General features: G+C 62.7%; 17 protein-coding genes and 1 pseudogene. 11 read left to right on the top strand and 7 right to left on the bottom strand.

Translation table 11 applies throughout. From position 1 onward, the window contains the following. Nucleotides 1-7: 7 nt before the first annotated feature. The 4 genes from JP75_RS13755 to JP75_RS13745 form a co-directional block, all read right to left on the bottom strand. On the bottom strand, nucleotides 8-607 hold the full coding sequence (locus JP75_RS13755; RefSeq protein WP_035083871.1) for an SCO family protein: 600 nt from the start codon (nucleotides 605-607) through the stop codon (nucleotides 8-10). Then, nucleotides 604-861: a copper chaperone PCu(A)C gene (locus JP75_RS25340; RefSeq protein ID WP_051960696.1), complete on the bottom strand. Its 258-nt coding sequence runs from the start codon at nucleotides 859-861 to the stop codon at nucleotides 604-606. Before JP75_RS25340 ends, JP75_RS13755 begins: the two co-directional genes overlap by 4 nt. A gap of 43 nt (nucleotides 862-904) precedes the next feature. Beyond that, nucleotides 905-1,078: a hypothetical protein gene (locus JP75_RS26580; RefSeq protein WP_160194692.1), complete on the bottom strand. Its 174-nt coding sequence runs from the start codon at nucleotides 1,076-1,078 to the stop codon at nucleotides 905-907. Nucleotides 1,079-1,344: 266 nt separating this feature from the next. Continuing rightward, a complete protein-coding gene (locus tag JP75_RS13745) occupies nucleotides 1,345-3,558 on the bottom strand; it encodes a heavy metal translocating P-type ATPase (RefSeq protein WP_035083974.1) in 2,214 nt (737 codons plus the stop codon). Nucleotides 3,559-3,625: 67 nt separating this feature from the next. Between JP75_RS13745 and JP75_RS13740 the strand changes: the two genes are divergently transcribed. The 3 genes from JP75_RS13740 (at nucleotide 3,626) to nadE (ending at nucleotide 5,937) form a co-directional block, all read left to right on the top strand. Then, the gene (locus JP75_RS13740; RefSeq protein ID WP_035083869.1) at nucleotides 3,626-4,057 is read left to right on the top strand and encodes a MerR family transcriptional regulator; all 432 of its coding nucleotides are present in this window, start codon (nucleotides 3,626-3,628) and stop codon (nucleotides 4,055-4,057) included. Between the two features lie 33 nt (nucleotides 4,058-4,090). Further along, nucleotides 4,091-5,047, top strand: a complete 957-nt coding sequence (locus tag JP75_RS13735; RefSeq protein ID WP_035083867.1) for a toll/interleukin-1 receptor domain-containing protein — start codon at nucleotides 4,091-4,093, stop codon at nucleotides 5,045-5,047. A gap of 65 nt (nucleotides 5,048-5,112) precedes the next feature. Continuing rightward, the gene (nadE, locus tag JP75_RS13730; RefSeq protein WP_035083866.1) at nucleotides 5,113-5,937 is read left to right on the top strand and encodes an ammonia-dependent NAD(+) synthetase; all 825 of its coding nucleotides are present in this window, start codon (nucleotides 5,113-5,115) and stop codon (nucleotides 5,935-5,937) included. 9 nt (nucleotides 5,938-5,946) lie between these two features. Here nadE and JP75_RS13725 read toward each other — a convergent pair whose 3' ends face one another. Continuing rightward, nucleotides 5,947-6,378: a c-type cytochrome gene (locus JP75_RS13725; RefSeq protein ID WP_035083864.1), complete on the bottom strand. Its 432-nt coding sequence runs from the start codon at nucleotides 6,376-6,378 to the stop codon at nucleotides 5,947-5,949. Then, a complete protein-coding gene (locus JP75_RS13720; protein WP_035083863.1) occupies nucleotides 6,339-6,734 on the bottom strand; it encodes a MerR family transcriptional regulator in 396 nt (131 codons plus the stop codon). Before JP75_RS13720 ends, JP75_RS13725 begins: the two co-directional genes overlap by 40 nt. Nucleotides 6,735-6,805: 71 nt before the next feature. Here JP75_RS13720 and JP75_RS13715 point away from each other — a divergent pair, with 71 nt between their 5' ends. Together JP75_RS13715 and lspA are read left to right on the top strand one after the other, a co-directional pair. Then, nucleotides 6,806-7,684, top strand: a complete 879-nt coding sequence (locus tag JP75_RS13715; protein ID WP_230989675.1) for a cation efflux transmembrane domain-containing protein — start codon at nucleotides 6,806-6,808, stop codon at nucleotides 7,682-7,684. Further along, a complete protein-coding gene (gene lspA / locus JP75_RS13710; protein WP_035083859.1) occupies nucleotides 7,681-8,172 on the top strand; it encodes a signal peptidase II in 492 nt (163 codons plus the stop codon). Before JP75_RS13715 ends, lspA begins: the two co-directional genes overlap by 4 nt. Nucleotides 8,173-8,176: 4 nt before the next feature. Here lspA and JP75_RS27305 read toward each other — a convergent pair whose 3' ends face one another. Continuing rightward, nucleotides 8,177-9,040 (bottom strand): L,D-transpeptidase family protein, encoded by an 864-nt coding sequence (locus JP75_RS27305; protein ID WP_341872283.1) that lies wholly within the window; start codon nucleotides 9,038-9,040, stop codon nucleotides 8,177-8,179. Nucleotides 9,041-9,073: 33 nt separating this feature from the next. Between JP75_RS27305 and JP75_RS13700 the strand changes: the two genes are divergently transcribed. From JP75_RS13700 to JP75_RS13665, 6 genes and pseudogenes are all read left to right on the top strand, one after another. After that, the gene (locus JP75_RS13700; RefSeq protein ID WP_035083857.1) at nucleotides 9,074-9,631 is read left to right on the top strand and encodes a hypothetical protein; all 558 of its coding nucleotides are present in this window, start codon (nucleotides 9,074-9,076) and stop codon (nucleotides 9,629-9,631) included. 137 nt (nucleotides 9,632-9,768) lie between these two features. Further along, nucleotides 9,769-12,131, top strand: a pseudogene (locus JP75_RS13690) (heavy metal translocating P-type ATPase). Between the two features lie 463 nt (nucleotides 12,132-12,594). Continuing rightward, nucleotides 12,595-13,221 carry a cytochrome c gene (locus JP75_RS25335; protein WP_051960695.1) on the top strand — a complete coding sequence of 209 codons (627 nt, stop codon included), beginning with the start codon at nucleotides 12,595-12,597 and terminating at the stop codon, nucleotides 13,219-13,221. A gap of 3 nt (nucleotides 13,222-13,224) precedes the next feature. Next, on the top strand, nucleotides 13,225-14,112 hold the full coding sequence (locus JP75_RS13675; RefSeq protein ID WP_035083852.1) for a c-type cytochrome: 888 nt from the start codon (nucleotides 13,225-13,227) through the stop codon (nucleotides 14,110-14,112). Nucleotides 14,113-14,168: 56 nt separating this feature from the next. Then, entirely contained in the window at nucleotides 14,169-14,540 is a 372-nt protein-coding gene (locus JP75_RS13670) for a hypothetical protein (protein ID WP_152565842.1), read from the top strand. 30 nt (nucleotides 14,541-14,570) lie between these two features. Then, a complete protein-coding gene (locus tag JP75_RS13665; RefSeq protein WP_051960694.1) occupies nucleotides 14,571-15,035 on the top strand; it encodes a DUF305 domain-containing protein in 465 nt (154 codons plus the stop codon). Nucleotides 15,036-15,158 lie beyond the last annotated feature (123 nt).

The following is a 15,158-nucleotide window of genomic DNA, read 5'->3' as shown; positions in this document are numbered from 1 at the left end:
ATGGGCGTTATCCCTCGGCAATGAGGCGACGAACTTTGGCCAGCCTGACCTCGAAGCCTTCCTCGGCAGCAAGGGTGCCGAAGAAGCGACCGTCCGCCGTCACCAGCTGTATCGATGCCTGGTGCTCCATCTGGTAGTCGCCGTCTTCGGTGGGCACCTTCTCAAAGAAGATATAGCGGTCGCGGGTCATCTTGGTGACTTCGTCGAGTTCGCCGGTCAGGCCGGCGATGCGAGGGTCGAAGTACTCCACATAGTCCTTCATGATCTCCGGCGTGTCCCGCTCCGGATCGACGGAGACGAAGACGACCTGCAGCTTGTCCGCATCCGGTCCGAGCGCCTCGAGGATGGCCGACATCTCGGCCAGGGCAGTGGGGCAGACGTCGGGGCAATGGCTGAAGCCATAGAAAAACGCCGAAGGCCTGCCGAGGAAGTCGGCCTGCGTGAACGGAGCGCCGTCTTGGTTCACCAATGAAAAGGGCTTGGCATAGATGGCTTCCCCAGCGTTCGCTGGCGCGAACCGGGGGCCAAAAGCCAGGAAGGCAGCGCCGGCAGCTGCGATCGCCACCAGCAGCCAAAGGATACCTCGAAGCCTGCGCAAGCCGGTCATTGGCCGTGACCTTCATGAGCAGCGCCGGATCCGGTGGACCGCTCCTCCACCTTGAACGTAACGTCGATGCGACCAGCCTTCTCGAACACCAGCGTCGCCGGCACCTCGTCGCCGGCGCGGTACCGCTCGACAGGTTGGACGAACATGGCATCCATGCCGTTGTCCAACCAAACGGTCTCACCGGCGGGGATGACGAGGCCCTCCGTCATGGGCTGCATGCGCGCAATGCCGTCGGTCAGGGTTGACCGGTGCATCTCCACCTTCTCGGCAGCGCTGCTCTCGATGGCAATAAGACGGTCATCGGGTGTCGCCCATGTTCTGGATGGAGAGATAGCCACCGAGTACGGGGGCATTGGGCGGCGCCTCCTCGATCATCGGATGATCGACATAAAGCTCGCCCACGGTGAACTCGTGTGCAGTGCTGGGGATCACGATCCCCAGCATAAGCAGGGCGTTCAGAATCCTCTTCATGTTCGTCTTTCCTTGGTAGAACGGAGCGTCAATTTCGCCTGGACGCTAACGGCGTGTGTTTCGTTCGGACATGTGACCGGATGATGCACATGAGCGGCATCATTCCGGCGCTGCGGCGGTGGCGGCGGTCGGAGGGATGGGCTCGTTTCCGGGCGCCTTACCATGCAGCATCGGCGTCAGCACGAACCAGCCGACGATCAACGCCACCAAGCTCCACAAGCCGAACTGGAATAGCCTCAACGATAGGGGAGGCCTGTACCGTTCGCTCATACGCGGCCACCCATGCCTTTCCAGCCGAGCAGCCGCATGGCATTTGCGGTGACGAGCACCGTGGCGCCCGTATCGGCCAGGATTGCGGGCCACAATCCGGTAACCCCAATGACGGTGGTGACCAGGAACACTGCCTTGAGCCCGAGGGCCAGGGTGATGTTCTGACCGATGTTGGCCATCGTTGCCTTCGATAGGCCGATCATGTCGGCGATGTCGGTGAGCCGGCCATGGAGCACCGCGGCATCGGCTGTCTCCAACGCAACGTCGGTGCCGCCGCCCATGGCGATGCCGACATCGGCCGCGGCCAGGGCAGGGGCGTCGTTGATGCCATCGCCCACCTTGGCCACAACCTTGCCTTGCGATTGAAGCTCTCGAACGATCCGCTGCTTGTCCTCGGGGAGCAGGCCGGCTCGAACATCCATACCTAAAGAGGTGCCGATGGCGCTGGCGGTGCGCTGATTGTCGCCGGTGAGCATCACTGCTCCGACGCCCGCATTTCGCAAAGCCTGCAGACCGGCCTTGGCGTCGGCCCGAGGCTCGTCGCGAATGGCGAAGATGCCGGCGAGCGTGCCGTTGGCAAGCAGCACCGAGACCGTCTTGCCCTCGTCATTGAAAGCGACGATGCGTGCCCGCAACTCGTCGGGGATCGTGGCGCGTTCAGCGGCTGCCTCGATAGAGCCGAGAAATGCCTTGTCGGTGCCGATGCTGCCGGTGACGCCCTTACCGGGAACCGCCGCAAGATCGAAACCGGGAGGCACGGGTGCCTTGTCCGCCTTGGCCCTGGCGAGAATGGCAAGGGCGAGCGGATGGCTCGATCCGGTCTCCAGCGCCGCGGCCATCGATAGCACCTGGGTTTCGCTGCGGCCGACGGCGACGATATCGGTGACCTTCGGCTTCCCTTCGGTCAGCGTACCGGTCTTGTCCATGGCCACCATGGTGATGGTGCGGAGCTGTTCGAGCACGGCGCCGCCCTTCATCAGCAGGCCTCGCCGGGCGCCCGCCGACAGGGCAGCGGCAATGGCGGCCGGGGTGGAGATCACCAGTGCGCATGGGCACCCGATGAGGAGGATGGCGAGGCCCTTATAGACCCACTCGCTCCAGGACTGACCGAGCAGGAGAGGCGGCACGATCGCCACCAAGGCGCCGACCAGCAGAACGCCGGGCGTGTAGACCTTGGAGAACCGGTCGATGAAGCGCTCGGTCGGCGCCTTCGATTCCTGTGCCTCCTCCACCAGGGCGATGACCCTCGAAATGGTGTTGTCGGCAGCGGCAGCGGTGACGCGCACTCTGATGGCCGTGTCGGTGTTGATGGTGCCGGCGAACACCATATCGCCAACACCCTTGCTCTGGGGGATGCTTTCGCCCGTGACCGGTGCCTCGTCGATGGCACCGCGGCCCTCGACGATCTCTCCATCCGCCGGGATGCGGTCGCCGGGACGCACCAGCACCACCTGCTTCAGGGCAAGACTGGATGCCCGGACTTCACGCACCTCGTCGACATCGACCAGCAGCGCCGTCTTTGGCACGAGATCTGCCAATCCCTTGATGCTGGCACGTGCCCGGCCAGCCGCGAAGCCCTCCAGCATCTCGCCGACCAGGAACAACAGGACGACCGTTGCGGCTTCCTCGCCAGCTCCGATGATCACGGCACCGATGGCGGCGATGGACATCAAGGTTTCGATCGAGAACGGCGACCCAGCCATGGCGCCAGCGATAGCCCGCTGGCCGATCGGCACAAGGCCGACCAGCAGGGCGATGAGGAATGCCCAATGCTGGACGTCAGGCAGTATCTGGCCAACAAGGTAGGCGGCGACCAATGCACCGCCGCAAACCATGGTAAGAATCGCTTTGCGGGTGCGCCACCACGGCGTCTCGCCAGCGGCATCGTCATCGCCATGCGTGTGAATGCTATCGTGGTTGGCCTGATGCCGATGATCACCATCATTGGCATGAGACACTTCAGACGATCGTGCGGCAGAGCCACCGGTCTGCAGCTGGCGGGTGGGGTAGCCCAGGTTGGAGACACGTCGGGCAAGATCGGCGAGATCGGCGCCATCCGAGTGCTTCACCGACATGGTGCCCGACACGACGGAAACGGATACGTCCTCGACTCCTTGAATGCGACGTGCCGCGGTGTCCACTTTCGAAGCACAGCTGGCGCAATCCATACCGTTCACCTTGAAGCGGGTAGTTTCGATCCTTGCGTCCATCGGCAGCGACTCCTTGAATTCTCCATCATTGCCGTACATCCTCCAGTCACTATAGGAGCAAGCGGAAATGAGTCACGGCATCGCGATCGGGAAGGTTTCGGTGGCAACGGGGGTCAAGATCCCCACTATCCGGTACTACGAGCAGATCGGGTTGTTGCCGGCTCCGCCGCGCACCGAAGGAAACCGCCGGACCTATGACCGCAAGGACGCCGAGCGCCTGACCTTCATCCGGCACTCTCGGGAGCTCGGCTTCGAGATCGACCAGATCAGGACACTCCTCGACCTGCAGGATCGTCCAGATCAGTCATGTGCCGACGCCGACACCATCGCCAGGGCTCGTCTGGTTGAAGTGAAGGACAAGATCGCCAGCCTCAAGGCTCTCGAGGCCGAACTGGAGCGCATGGTCGAGGGCTGTTCGCATGGTCGGGTGGAAAGCTGCCAGGTAATCGAGATCCTAGCCGACCATGGCAAGTGCAAGCACCACCAGCACGACGCATGATCCGCTTCCTTCAACGCGTGTCCAGAAGCAGCCATGACCACAGTGTTCTTTTCCTACTCCCATCGTGACGAAATGCTCCGCGATCAACTGGAGACCCAGTTGGCCATGCTGAAGCGCCAGGGCGTGATCGAGACATGGCACGACAGACGCATCGTTGCGGGGGAGGAACTCGACGGTTCGATCAGTACGGAACTCGAAAGTGCCGAGATAGTGCTCCTGCTGGTAAGCCCAGACTTCCTGGCATCGGACTACTGCTACGACAAGGAGATGACTGTCGCCTTGGATCGGCAGGCCAGAGGTGAAGCCGTTGTTATTCCCGTCATCCTTCGCCCCTGCGAATGGCACCATGCTCCCTTCGGCAAACTGCGGGCCACACCTTCGGACGGCAAGCCGGTGACGCAATGGCCAGATCGGGATGTGGCCATGCTCGACGTGGTCAAGGACATCAGGAAAGCGGCGGAGCGATTCGCCGACCCGGTCCGATCCCGCTCGGAGCCCACAAGATCGGTTTCGTCCACGACCGCGGTTGCGGCGGGTCCGAGGTCAAGCAATCTACGCCTGGCCAAGAGCTTCACGGATCGGGACAAGGATCGTTTCAGGGTGGAAGCCTTCGAGTTCCTGGCCAAATATTTCGAGAACTCCTTAAAGGAGCTGAGCCAGCGCAACGACGGCATCGACGGCGATTTCCGGCGGATCGATTCCAACCGTTTCACCGCGGCGGTTTACCGAGGCGGCAAGGCCATCACCCGTTGCACGATCTTCATGGGCGGCGGGTTCTCCACGAACGGCATCAGCTATGTCGATGGGGAAACCATGGAGTCGAACGGCTATAACGAGAACCTCAGGGTGGATGCCGACGAGCAGTCGATGTTCCTGCGCAGCATGGGCATGCGCTCGTTCGGCGGCCAACGCGAGGAGCACCTCACGCTCGAGGGAGCTGCCGAAATCTACTGGTCCATGTTCATCGGGCGACTGCAGGGTGACATGTAGATGAACCGCTCCTTGGATCGGGGCGTCCAGACCATGAACAGGACGGATGAAAGGAAGCCAGGACGATGAGCACGCAAGCCCAGATCATGGCCGAATTGGGCGTCGCTCCGACGTTCGATGCGCTTGCCGAAGCGGAGAGACGGGTGGCGTTCCTCAAGGATTACCTCGTGCGCTCCCGGCTTGCCACCTATGTCCTGGGCATCAGCGGCGGCATCGATTCCACCACGGCGGCCTTGCTCGCGCAGCGGGCCGCCCGTGAACTGAGGGCGGAAGGGCATGAAGCCCGGTTTGTCGCGGTAAGACTTCCCTACGGTACGCAGGCAGACGAGAAGGACGCCCGGGCGGCGTTGGCGGCGATCAATCCTGACCAGACCTTCACCGTCAACATCAAGCCGGCTGCGGACGCCATGTGGCAACAGGTAAAATCCGCCGGGTTCGTGCCGAACGACGCAGCCCAGGAGGATTTCGTCCTCGGCAACGTCAAGGCGAGGCAGCGCATGATCGCTCAGTACGCCCTGGCAGGGGGTCTCAAGGGCCTCGTCATCGGCACCGACCATGCCGCCGAGGCGGTCATGGGCTTCTTCACCAAGTTCGGCGACGGCGCCGCCGACATCCTGCCGCTCGCCGGCCTGAACAAGCGAAGGGTCCGCGCCATAGCAGCCCACCTCGGTGTACCGTCGGAGCTGGTGTTCAAGGTGCCTACGGCGGATCTCGAGGACAATGCCCCTTTGCGGCCAGACGAGGACGCCTATGGGGTGACCTACGACCAGATCGACGATTTCCTCGAAGGCAGGGCGGTTCCCGATTTCGCCCGCGATCGGATCGTGAACGCCTATCGCGCGACCGCCCACAAGCGAGCCCTTCCGGTCGCCGCCAACGCCGCGGCCTGACGGCTTCGTCTATGGTTGGAGCGGGTCCGAAGCGGACTTGGCGGCCTGCACGTCGCGCTGGCGTTCGGGCCAGGTGCTCTTGATGTAGTCGAGCACGGCTGCGATCTCGGCGTCGTCGAGCACCGCACCGAAGCCCGGCATGTCGGTCTCGTAGCCGGACATCATGGCCGCCGGCCCTTCCTTGACGATCCGGAATAATTGCCGGTCGGAATGATGCCAGGTGTGGCCGGTCGCGTCGTGGGGCGGTGCCGGCAGGCGCCCGGTCGGCAGCCGCTGCTTCCAGTTCGGCTGACCTTCGAGGTTCGCGCCATGGCAGCTTGCGCAATGTTCGACATAGACCTGCCTGCCGGAAGCGTCCTCGGCAAGGGCCGCCCCCGCCGCTCCCGCCAAGGCGACCGCGATCAGAACGGCGAGGTGTTGAGCGCTTCGATGACACGACATTCGGCGACGACCCCTTTCCGGCATTCGGCGACCATCCGCGACAATTCTGCTCGCAGGCTCTGCAACTGCGCCAGGCGACGTTCGACCTCGTCCAGTTGAGCCTGTGCGATTCGACTGGCATCGGTGCAGGAGGCCTCGGGCTGTTCCTGCAAAGCCAACAAGGTGCGGACGGACTGCAGGTCGAAGCCGAGATCGCGGGCGTGGCGGATGAATCCGAGACGGCGGACGTCCGCCTCGCCATAGATGCGGCGCCCGTTGCCCTGTCTGGCCGGTACGGGCAGCACGCCCGCTCGTTCGTAGTAGCGGATGGTCTCGATATTGACCCCCGCGTGGCGGGAGAGATCCCCTATCTGCATTTCCTGCTTGCTCCTGTAGTGACTACAGGTTGTAGCCTCTGCACCAAATCGTCTCAAGAAGGAGCAAGGGCATGAGCGCTGCTGCCGAAACCGTACGCTACCAAGTCACTGGCATGGACTGCTCGTCCTGCGCCGCCAAGATCGAAGGGGCCGCCCGCAAGGTGGACGGTATCCAGGACGTCAAGGTCTCCATCGCCTCCCAGATCATGACGCTCGAGGTGGACGATCCCGGTCGGCGCTTGCCGCTGCTCGAGACCGCAGTAACGGACCTCGGTTACCAGCTCGACCGGATCGGCGGGCAGAAGGGGGCGAACTCCGAGCACGACCACGACGAGGAGGGCGACGACGATCACATTCCGGACCTCTCGCACGTCACGCCGGCCTACAAGCGGGCTCTCTGGATCGTCGTGCTGCTCAATGTCGGCTACGGCATCGTCGAGATCGCCGGCAGCTTCATCGCCGGCTCCCAGGCGCTGCAGGCCGACTCGCTCGACTTCCTTGGCGACGGGCTCATTTCGTTCCTGGGCCTGATCGCCGTTGGCTGGGGACTTGCCGCCCGGGCGAAGGCGGCCCTGCTGCAGGGCATCTTTCTCGGCCTGCTCGGTTTGGGCGTCGTCGCGTCGACGCTCTATAGGGTCTTCATCGAGCACCAGCCCGAGAGCCTCTTGATGGGCGGCTTCGCGCTGGTGGCGTTCATGGTCAACGTGCTGGCCGCAGTGGTACTTATCCCGCACCGCAAGGGCGACGCCAACATGCGAGCGGTTTGGCTGTTCTCCCGCAACGACGCCATCGGCAACCTCGCCGTGGTTGCCGCCGCGGGTGCGGTCTGGTGGACCGGGTCGCAGTGGCCGGACCTGATCGTCGCCTTCGCGGTGGCCGGCCTGTTCCTGCAGTCCGCTTGGTCGATCATCCGTGATGCGAGGTCTGACCTACGGCAGGCTGGCCGATGAGCAATCGCGACTCCTCGCTCTTCCTCGTTCTGGGCGTCATCGGCGTGGACGCCTCCACCAAGGAGGCCGCCCTGATGTACCTCGACGGGGCTGGCGTGCCGGTGCTGCCGGTGTTGAACCTTACCCTGGGATTCAATACCGGCGTGAGCTTTGGCATGTTCGCCGCGGACGGGCCCGGGGGCTGGTGGGCCATCGTCCTCGTGACCCTCGTGGTGTCCGCGGTGGTCGCCTGGCTGTGGCACAGGAGCCGTGGACGACTCGAGCGCTTTGGCTACGCCGCCATCCTGGGCGGGGCACTGGGCAATCTCGTCGACCGCATTCCCGATGGCGCGGTCACCGACTTCATCGACCTGCACGCGGGCGGCTGGCACTTTCCCACCTTCAACCTGGCCGACGTCGGCATCACCGCCGGCGTCGTCATGCTGCTGATGGCGACCATCACCGGCGCCTTCGCGGGCCGTACCGCCCCCGGTGCCGGGCGCCCCTAACCCATCAAAGGGCGGCCATGGTCGAGAGCGGCGCGACGGGGCAGGTTCCGTTGGGATCGAGCAGAGCGGCGCCCGTGCGGTTGAACACGTAACGCTTCTCGCACACGTCAACCGCCGGCAACTGCAGCGTGCGGTCGAAGATGTCCGTGCCCTCCTTGAGGTTGCGCCAGAAGGGGACATGGGGGCTGGCGGCGTGCCGCGCGAGGTTTGCCTCCGTCATGCGGAATGGCAGCAACTGCAGCTGCACGGACCGATTGCCGCCCCTGAAGCTCTCGCGAACCAGGGCGTAGAGTTCCTTGATGCCGTCGTCGGTCATGGCGTAGCAACCCACCGACTTGCAGTCGCCGTGGATCATCAGGTAGCTGCCGGTGCGTCCCCAAGCCTGGTCGAACTTGTTCGGGAAACCCACGTTGAACGACAGGAAGTAGTTCGACTTCGGGTTCATCAGGGCTGGGGTCACGTCGTAGAAGCCTTCCGGCGATTGGTAGTCGCCTTCCTGGATCTTGGGTCCGAGCGCACCCGACCATTTGCAGATCGGATAGGTCTTGAGCAGGGCGTACCGGCCGGTGTGGGTGCGCTTCCACACCTCGAGCTCGGAACTCTCCTTGAACACCCGGATCATCATCGGTTCGGTAGGCGAGGAACCGATCGCCGCCATCTGGTCCACCAGTCCCTTCGGCAATGGAACGTTGTGACGATTGTCGCCGACGAACTGGCTGCAGCCGACAAGGAATACGGCTACGATCATGGCCGTGACGAGTTGAAGAAGGCGAGCGGGCATGGAAGTCCTGTTCAGTTCCGCGTCACCATATCGGACCAGGGTTACCCGATCATGAGCCTCGTTCTCGCTGGATGTGTCTTGCGCCATTGCGCCGTATCCTCAAGAGACAAGGAGATCACCATGAACGCGGACGACATCGTTGCACTGGAACCGTACGACTACGAAAACAAGATTTTGGCGCAGTGGGAAGACGAAGGCGTCTTGATCGTTCTTCGGGCCGATAGCCACAAACGCAGACTGAAAAAGGACGACTTCGTCACCGCCATCGCGAGCTGGAAGGACCCAGCAGGCAATTCGAAATCATTCGAAGGTCCATATCGCATCGAGTTCAAGGACGGCAATTTCGCTTTGGTCCAGGATTGGTGGGCGGCTCGGTACTTCGATGCCAAACCGAAGGACGCGGATGCGATTCATGCGATTGCAGTAGTGAAACGGATCATCGGCGAAGAGGCCCCAGCCGCTGCTGCCGCCCACAAACTTAAACTCGTGGTGGCACGGCATCGCCAAGAACTTTTGGCTTATGTTTGTCAGCCTTCTGAGACATCTACGCGAACGTCTGGTGCACATACCGATCTTGAACACGTGCAGGCCATGGCTAATGCCTTCATGGCACTGTATCCCGAGAGCGATCTTGATCTGCCTTTCGATCGATCGGACCGGTCAGGGTTGACGCTCTGAAGTGTGATGCGGCCGTATAGGGGCTATGGTTTCGTCCCCGATGTCTCAGGGGTGATCGCTCGCCTGATCGAGATGAGGGTAGGGGTTGACCTTCCCACCGTGGCAAGGAGCATCCTGAACGAAACAGGAGGCAGATCGTGTCAGCCCATCACCATGAGAATGACGACCATCATGGCCATGAAAACCTAGCACCAGGCAGTGCTTCCGCCTTGATCAAGGACCCGGTGTGCGGAATGACGATGGACCCGTCGACCGCCAAGCATAACTTCTCCTACCAGGGCGAGACCTACTACTTCTGCTCGGAGGTGTGCCGCTCCAAATTTGTCGCCGATCCGGACAGCTATCTCAATGCCTCCCCAAACTTAAAGGAACGAAAAGCACCCGCGGGTACCGTGTGGACGTGTCCGATGCACCCCGAGATCCGGCGGGACGCACCGGTTCTTGCCCGATCTGCGGCATGGCCCTCGAGCCGGAGCTGCCAACAGCGTACGAAGAACCAAGTCCCGAATTGCGGGACATGAACCGGCGGTTCTCGTTCGGCGCAGCGCTGGCGGTGCCTGTCTTCGTGCTCGAGATGACCGCCCATGCAGTCGACCTCCACATGTGGATCTCCGGCCAAGCCTTGAACTGGATACAGCTGTTCCTCGCGACCCCGGTGGTGCTTTGGGCCGGATGGCCATTCTTTGAGCGCGGCATAGCCTCAATCCGGAATCGCAGCCTCAACATGTTCACCCTAATCGCCTTGGGCATCGGCGTGGCTTGGATTTACTCTGTTGTCGCCACGCTGCTGCCCGGCATCTTCCCGCACACCATGCGCGACATGGATGGCGCAGTGCCGGTCTATTTCGAGGCAGCTGCCGTCATCACGGCACTAGCCCTGTTGGGGCAGGTGCTCGAGCTGAGGGCCAGGGAAAAGACCTCGGGTGCCATTAGGGCGTTGCTCGGGCTCGTACCCAAAACCGCACGACGCATCACCGCCGCAGGGTTTGACGAGGAGATTGAGATCGATGCGGTGGTCGTCGGTGACCGGCTACGTGTCCGCCCCGGGGAGAAGGTGCCGGTGGACGGCGTCGTCCTCGACGGGCGAAGCGCCATTGACGAGTCCATGCTAACGGGCGAGTCGATGCCCGTGACCAAGGAGAAGGGATCCAAGCTCATCGCCGGCACTGTCAATCGCTCGGGCGGCTTCGTCATGGAGGCCACGGGTGTCGGCAGGGACACCATGCTATCGAGGATAGTCGGCATGGTCGCCGCCGCACAGCGGTCCCGTGCACCGATCCAGCGTCTCGCCGATCAAGTCTCCGGCTGGTTTGTCCCCATCGTCATCGCCATCGCGGCCTTAGCTTTCATCGCTTGGATGATATGGGGTCCGGAGCCGACCTTCGCCCATGCACTGGTCGCTGCCGTATCGGTGTTGATCATCGCCTGTCCATGCGCATTGGGGCTGGCGACGCCGATGTCGATCATGGTCGGTGTGGGGAAGGGGGCCCAACTGGGTCTCCTGGTCAAGAATGCCGAAGCACTCGAGCGGCTGGAAAGGGTCAACACCCTGGTGGTGGACAAGACCGGCACGCTTACCGAGGGGCGTCCCAAGGTCACGCACATCCTACCCGCCGCCGGTTTTGACGAAACCTCGCTGTTGGCCGCGGCCGCCAGCCTCGAGCGGGCGAGCGAGCATCCCCTTGCCGACGCCATCGTCGCAGCAGCGGACGAACGGCAGCTCGTGCTTGCGGAGCCGCAGGACGTGAACTCGCCGGTCGGCAAGGGCATCACCGGAACGGTCGATGGACGCCGCATCATGGTCGGCAGCGCCAAGTATCTAGCTTCCGAGGGCATGGCGTCCGACATCCTCCAGGGCCGTGCCGATGAGATCCGCAACGCAGGCGCAACGGTGGTGCTGGTGAGCATTAGCGGTCGGGTAGCTGGCGCCATCGGGATTTCCGATCCTGTCCGGGAGACAACGCCAGCTGCCTTGGCAGAGCTCAAGCGGGAGGGCATCCGCGTGGTCATGCTCACCGGGGACAATTCGGTCACGGCAGCAGCTGTGGCGCACGAGTTGGGGATCACGGAGGTCGAGGCCGACGTGCTGCCGGAGCGGAAAGGCGACGTGGTCAGCGGCCTGCGAAACGGACGCAGGGTGGTGGCCATGGCCGGCGACGGCGTCAACGATGCACCGGCCTTGGCCGCGGCGGACGTCGGCATCGCAATGGGCACCGGCACCGATGTGGCGATGGAAAGTGCCGGGGTCACGCTGCTGAACGGAGACCTGGTCGGCATCGCCAAGGCCATCCGGCTGTCGCGGGCGACGATGGGCAACATTCGGCAGAACCTGTTCCTGGCCTTCGTCTACAATGCCGCCGGCATCCCGGTGGCGGCAGGCTTGCTCTACCCTTTTTTCGGTCTGACCCTGTCGCCTGCGATCGCCGCGGCAGCCATGGCTCTGTCGTCAGTAAGCGTCATCGCAAATTCGCTGCGGCTGCGCTCCGCGAGGATCACTTGATCATGGCTCTTCCAAGTTGTCCTTGCGCCATGGGAAGGTCACAATGCCATCGTCCAAGGGACGCTGCGTTAGGAAAGATTCGCCGTTGAAGCCGCTAAGCTGCCTCGTCAACATGCTGGCCCTGCTGATGGTCCTGCTGCTCGGAGCAGTCTCCGTGCATGCGGACGACGCCCGGCCTTTCGACGTCGCAACTGTTGAGGCCGCTCACAATCATTCTCCCTCCTCGCACACTTCGGATCATTCGCATCTTCCTGGTGATGCCGCCGTCCATTGCGGTGCCCCCATACTTGGGATCGAACCGGTGAGTCTGTCGTGCCAGGTAAAAGTGGCTTCGGTGGTCTATTTTGACCAGGAGACGGACATTCCTCTGTCCTTGGCCATCGAAGACCTTCGACCTCCTCGTAGCTGAGCCACTCAAAACGGCGGCCGCACCTGCGGCATTCAGCAACCTGGACCACGACAAATGAAGATGAATCGAGTTGACCCGAGGCTCCTAGCCTCAGGGTTGTTGCTCGCGGGCGCCGCTTCGGTGTTCGCGCATGGCGGCGCCACGGGCATAGTAGGCGAGCGGATGGCGGGCATGATGATGCTGAGCGAGCAGATCAAACTGCTGGCTCCCATCGCATCGCAGCCCACTCAAGCGGACGTGCAGGCCATCGCCACAGCCGCCGAAATGATCAAGATGCATGCCGGCCGGTCCATGACCGATCTGTTCCCCCAAGGAAGCATCGAGGGGCCGTCTGAGGCCAAGCCCGAGATATGGGCGAATTGGCAGACGTTCTCAGACTATGCCGATCGGTTGGCCGAGCTTGGTACCGAACTGGGTACGTCCGCCGATGAGCTCGTAAAGTCGCCGAGCATGCCGACCCCTGAGCCGGTGGCGGTAAGAGCACAGCTGTCTCAGTGGGAGCAGATGGACTTCGAGTGGCTGATGGGACTTTCGACCGAACAGGTAGCATCGATCGACATGGCGACCACAGGTTCGATCGATGCCAACAGTGAACCGTTATCAGAGGCGAGACCCGTCGCCGCAGTCTATGCGGACATCGCAGCCACCTGTGCGGCATGCCATACCGCTTTTCGTCGGTGAGCCATGAACCGCTTGGCGATGATCCTTGTCGCACTTCTTGTGCTGTCGGCGCTGGGTGTTCTCGTGCTCGAGACCTGGCCCGTCGCCGGTGCTCGCCCGGTGGCCGAGCTTCAGGGCGATCCGAAGAGGGGCGCCTATCTTGCACGCCTTTCCGGGTGCATCACCTGCCACACGGCGCCCGGGGCACCGCCCCTTTCAGGAGGGGCCGCGTTGGTGTCGAAGTTCGGGTCTTTCTACGCACCCAATATCACGCCGGATCCGACCCAGGGCATTGGCACCTGGTCGTTCCAGCAGTTCGTGAGGGCCGTCAGGGAAGGGGTGTCGCCTGATGGTGACCCCTATTACCCGGCATTCCCTTACGAGTTCTATGCCACGTTGACCGACAGCGACATGGCCGACCTGTGGGCCGCACTGCGTGCGACGCCGGCAGTGGGCACGCCCGACGTTCCCCACCAGGTAAGCTTCCCATTCAACGTCAGGGCGGGCCTGAGGCCATGGCGCACGTTCTTCGAGAGCCCTGTCGAGTACGTTCCGGACGAAACGAGATCGCCCGAATGGAACCGCGGGAAGTACCTGGTCTGGGGACCGGCCCATTGCGCCGCCTGCCATGCGCCGCGCAACGTCCTCGGCGGTTTGCCGAGCTCGCTCGAGCTGACGGGCGATCCGGCGATGCAGGATGGGGGCAAGTCGCCTCCGCTTACCGCCCGCTACCTGACCGCCAACGGATATACCAAGCCGGCATTGGTCGAGACGATGCGCACGGGCATCACCCCGAGCGGGGACGTGCTCGGCGGATCGATGGCTGAGGTGATCCATGGAAGCATGAAATTCCTTCTGGACGAGCACATCGACGACATGGCCACCTATCTTCTGGATATCGGAAGGAAATGATGCTGCCTCTGACCGCTTCCGCAGGAACCCCGGGGAGGGCTAGGAGTTGGAGCTTCATGCCCAAACCGTTTTTCCTGGCAGCCATAAGGCAGCGCATCCGCGTGACAGCGATGGTCATCGTCGCAGTGGTGGTGAGCATGACGATGCATCACGGTGCAATGGCATCCTCCCCTGCCCTTGGGACGACAATGGCTCACCATCACTCCGATCATGGTGACTGTGAGGGCGCTTGCCTTTCCGATGCCCATGGTGTCGTGGCCTGTTGCGGCATGGGACTTTGTCTTTCCGCGCTTCCGGTCGCAGCCATCGCCAGCATGCCCGCCTATGCGGCGACCGATCATGGCATCGGACTGCTCGGTGTTATTCCGCGGCAGGCATGGGGCCGCATAGATCGACCTCCGAAGTTCCTTGAGCAGAACCTCATCTGAAACGAATTCTCAAATCAAGGAACAACTAGAATGAACATCATCAAGAACGCCCTTCTCGCCACCACCGTCCTCGCTGCGATGTCGGCTCCTGTCTTGGCTCAGGATGCCATGGCGGGACACGATATGTCCGCGATGGGCGGCAGCCAGGCAGGCGCCGCCGAACTGCCGGAGATCTGCAAGTCCGCCAAAGGCATGTCGAGCGACATGTCGATGAACATGGACCACGAGATGGATCAGGCCCACATGGACCTGATGGCCGGCATGGACGAGACCAACAAGCAGATGATGGATTCCATGATGGTGGAAGACATCGACGTGGCTTTCGTCTGTTCGATGATCCCGCACCACCAGGGTGCCATCAACATGGCCAAGGCCGAGCTTGAACATGGCGACAACCAGTGGGCCAAGGACATGGCCCAGAAGGTGATCGATGCCCAGGAGCAGGAGATCGCCGACATGGTCGCCTGGCTGGAAGGCGAAGGCGCCAACGAGTAACGGCCAAACAAGGAGGAGCGCCCACGGCGCTCCTCCGACCATCGAGAAGCGCATCGGCCCGTGTGGTTTTAGGTGAGCATTCAACGAAAGCAGTTGCATACGACGCCTGCCGAACCGAGACGC

The sequence above is a fragment of the Devosia riboflavina genome (genome assembly GCF_000743575.1).
Taxonomy (GTDB): Bacteria; Pseudomonadota; Alphaproteobacteria; order Rhizobiales; family Devosiaceae; genus Devosia; species Devosia riboflavina.
Note: the sequence above shows the minus strand (reverse complement) of the source record. Positions and strands in the feature narration are given on the sequence as shown.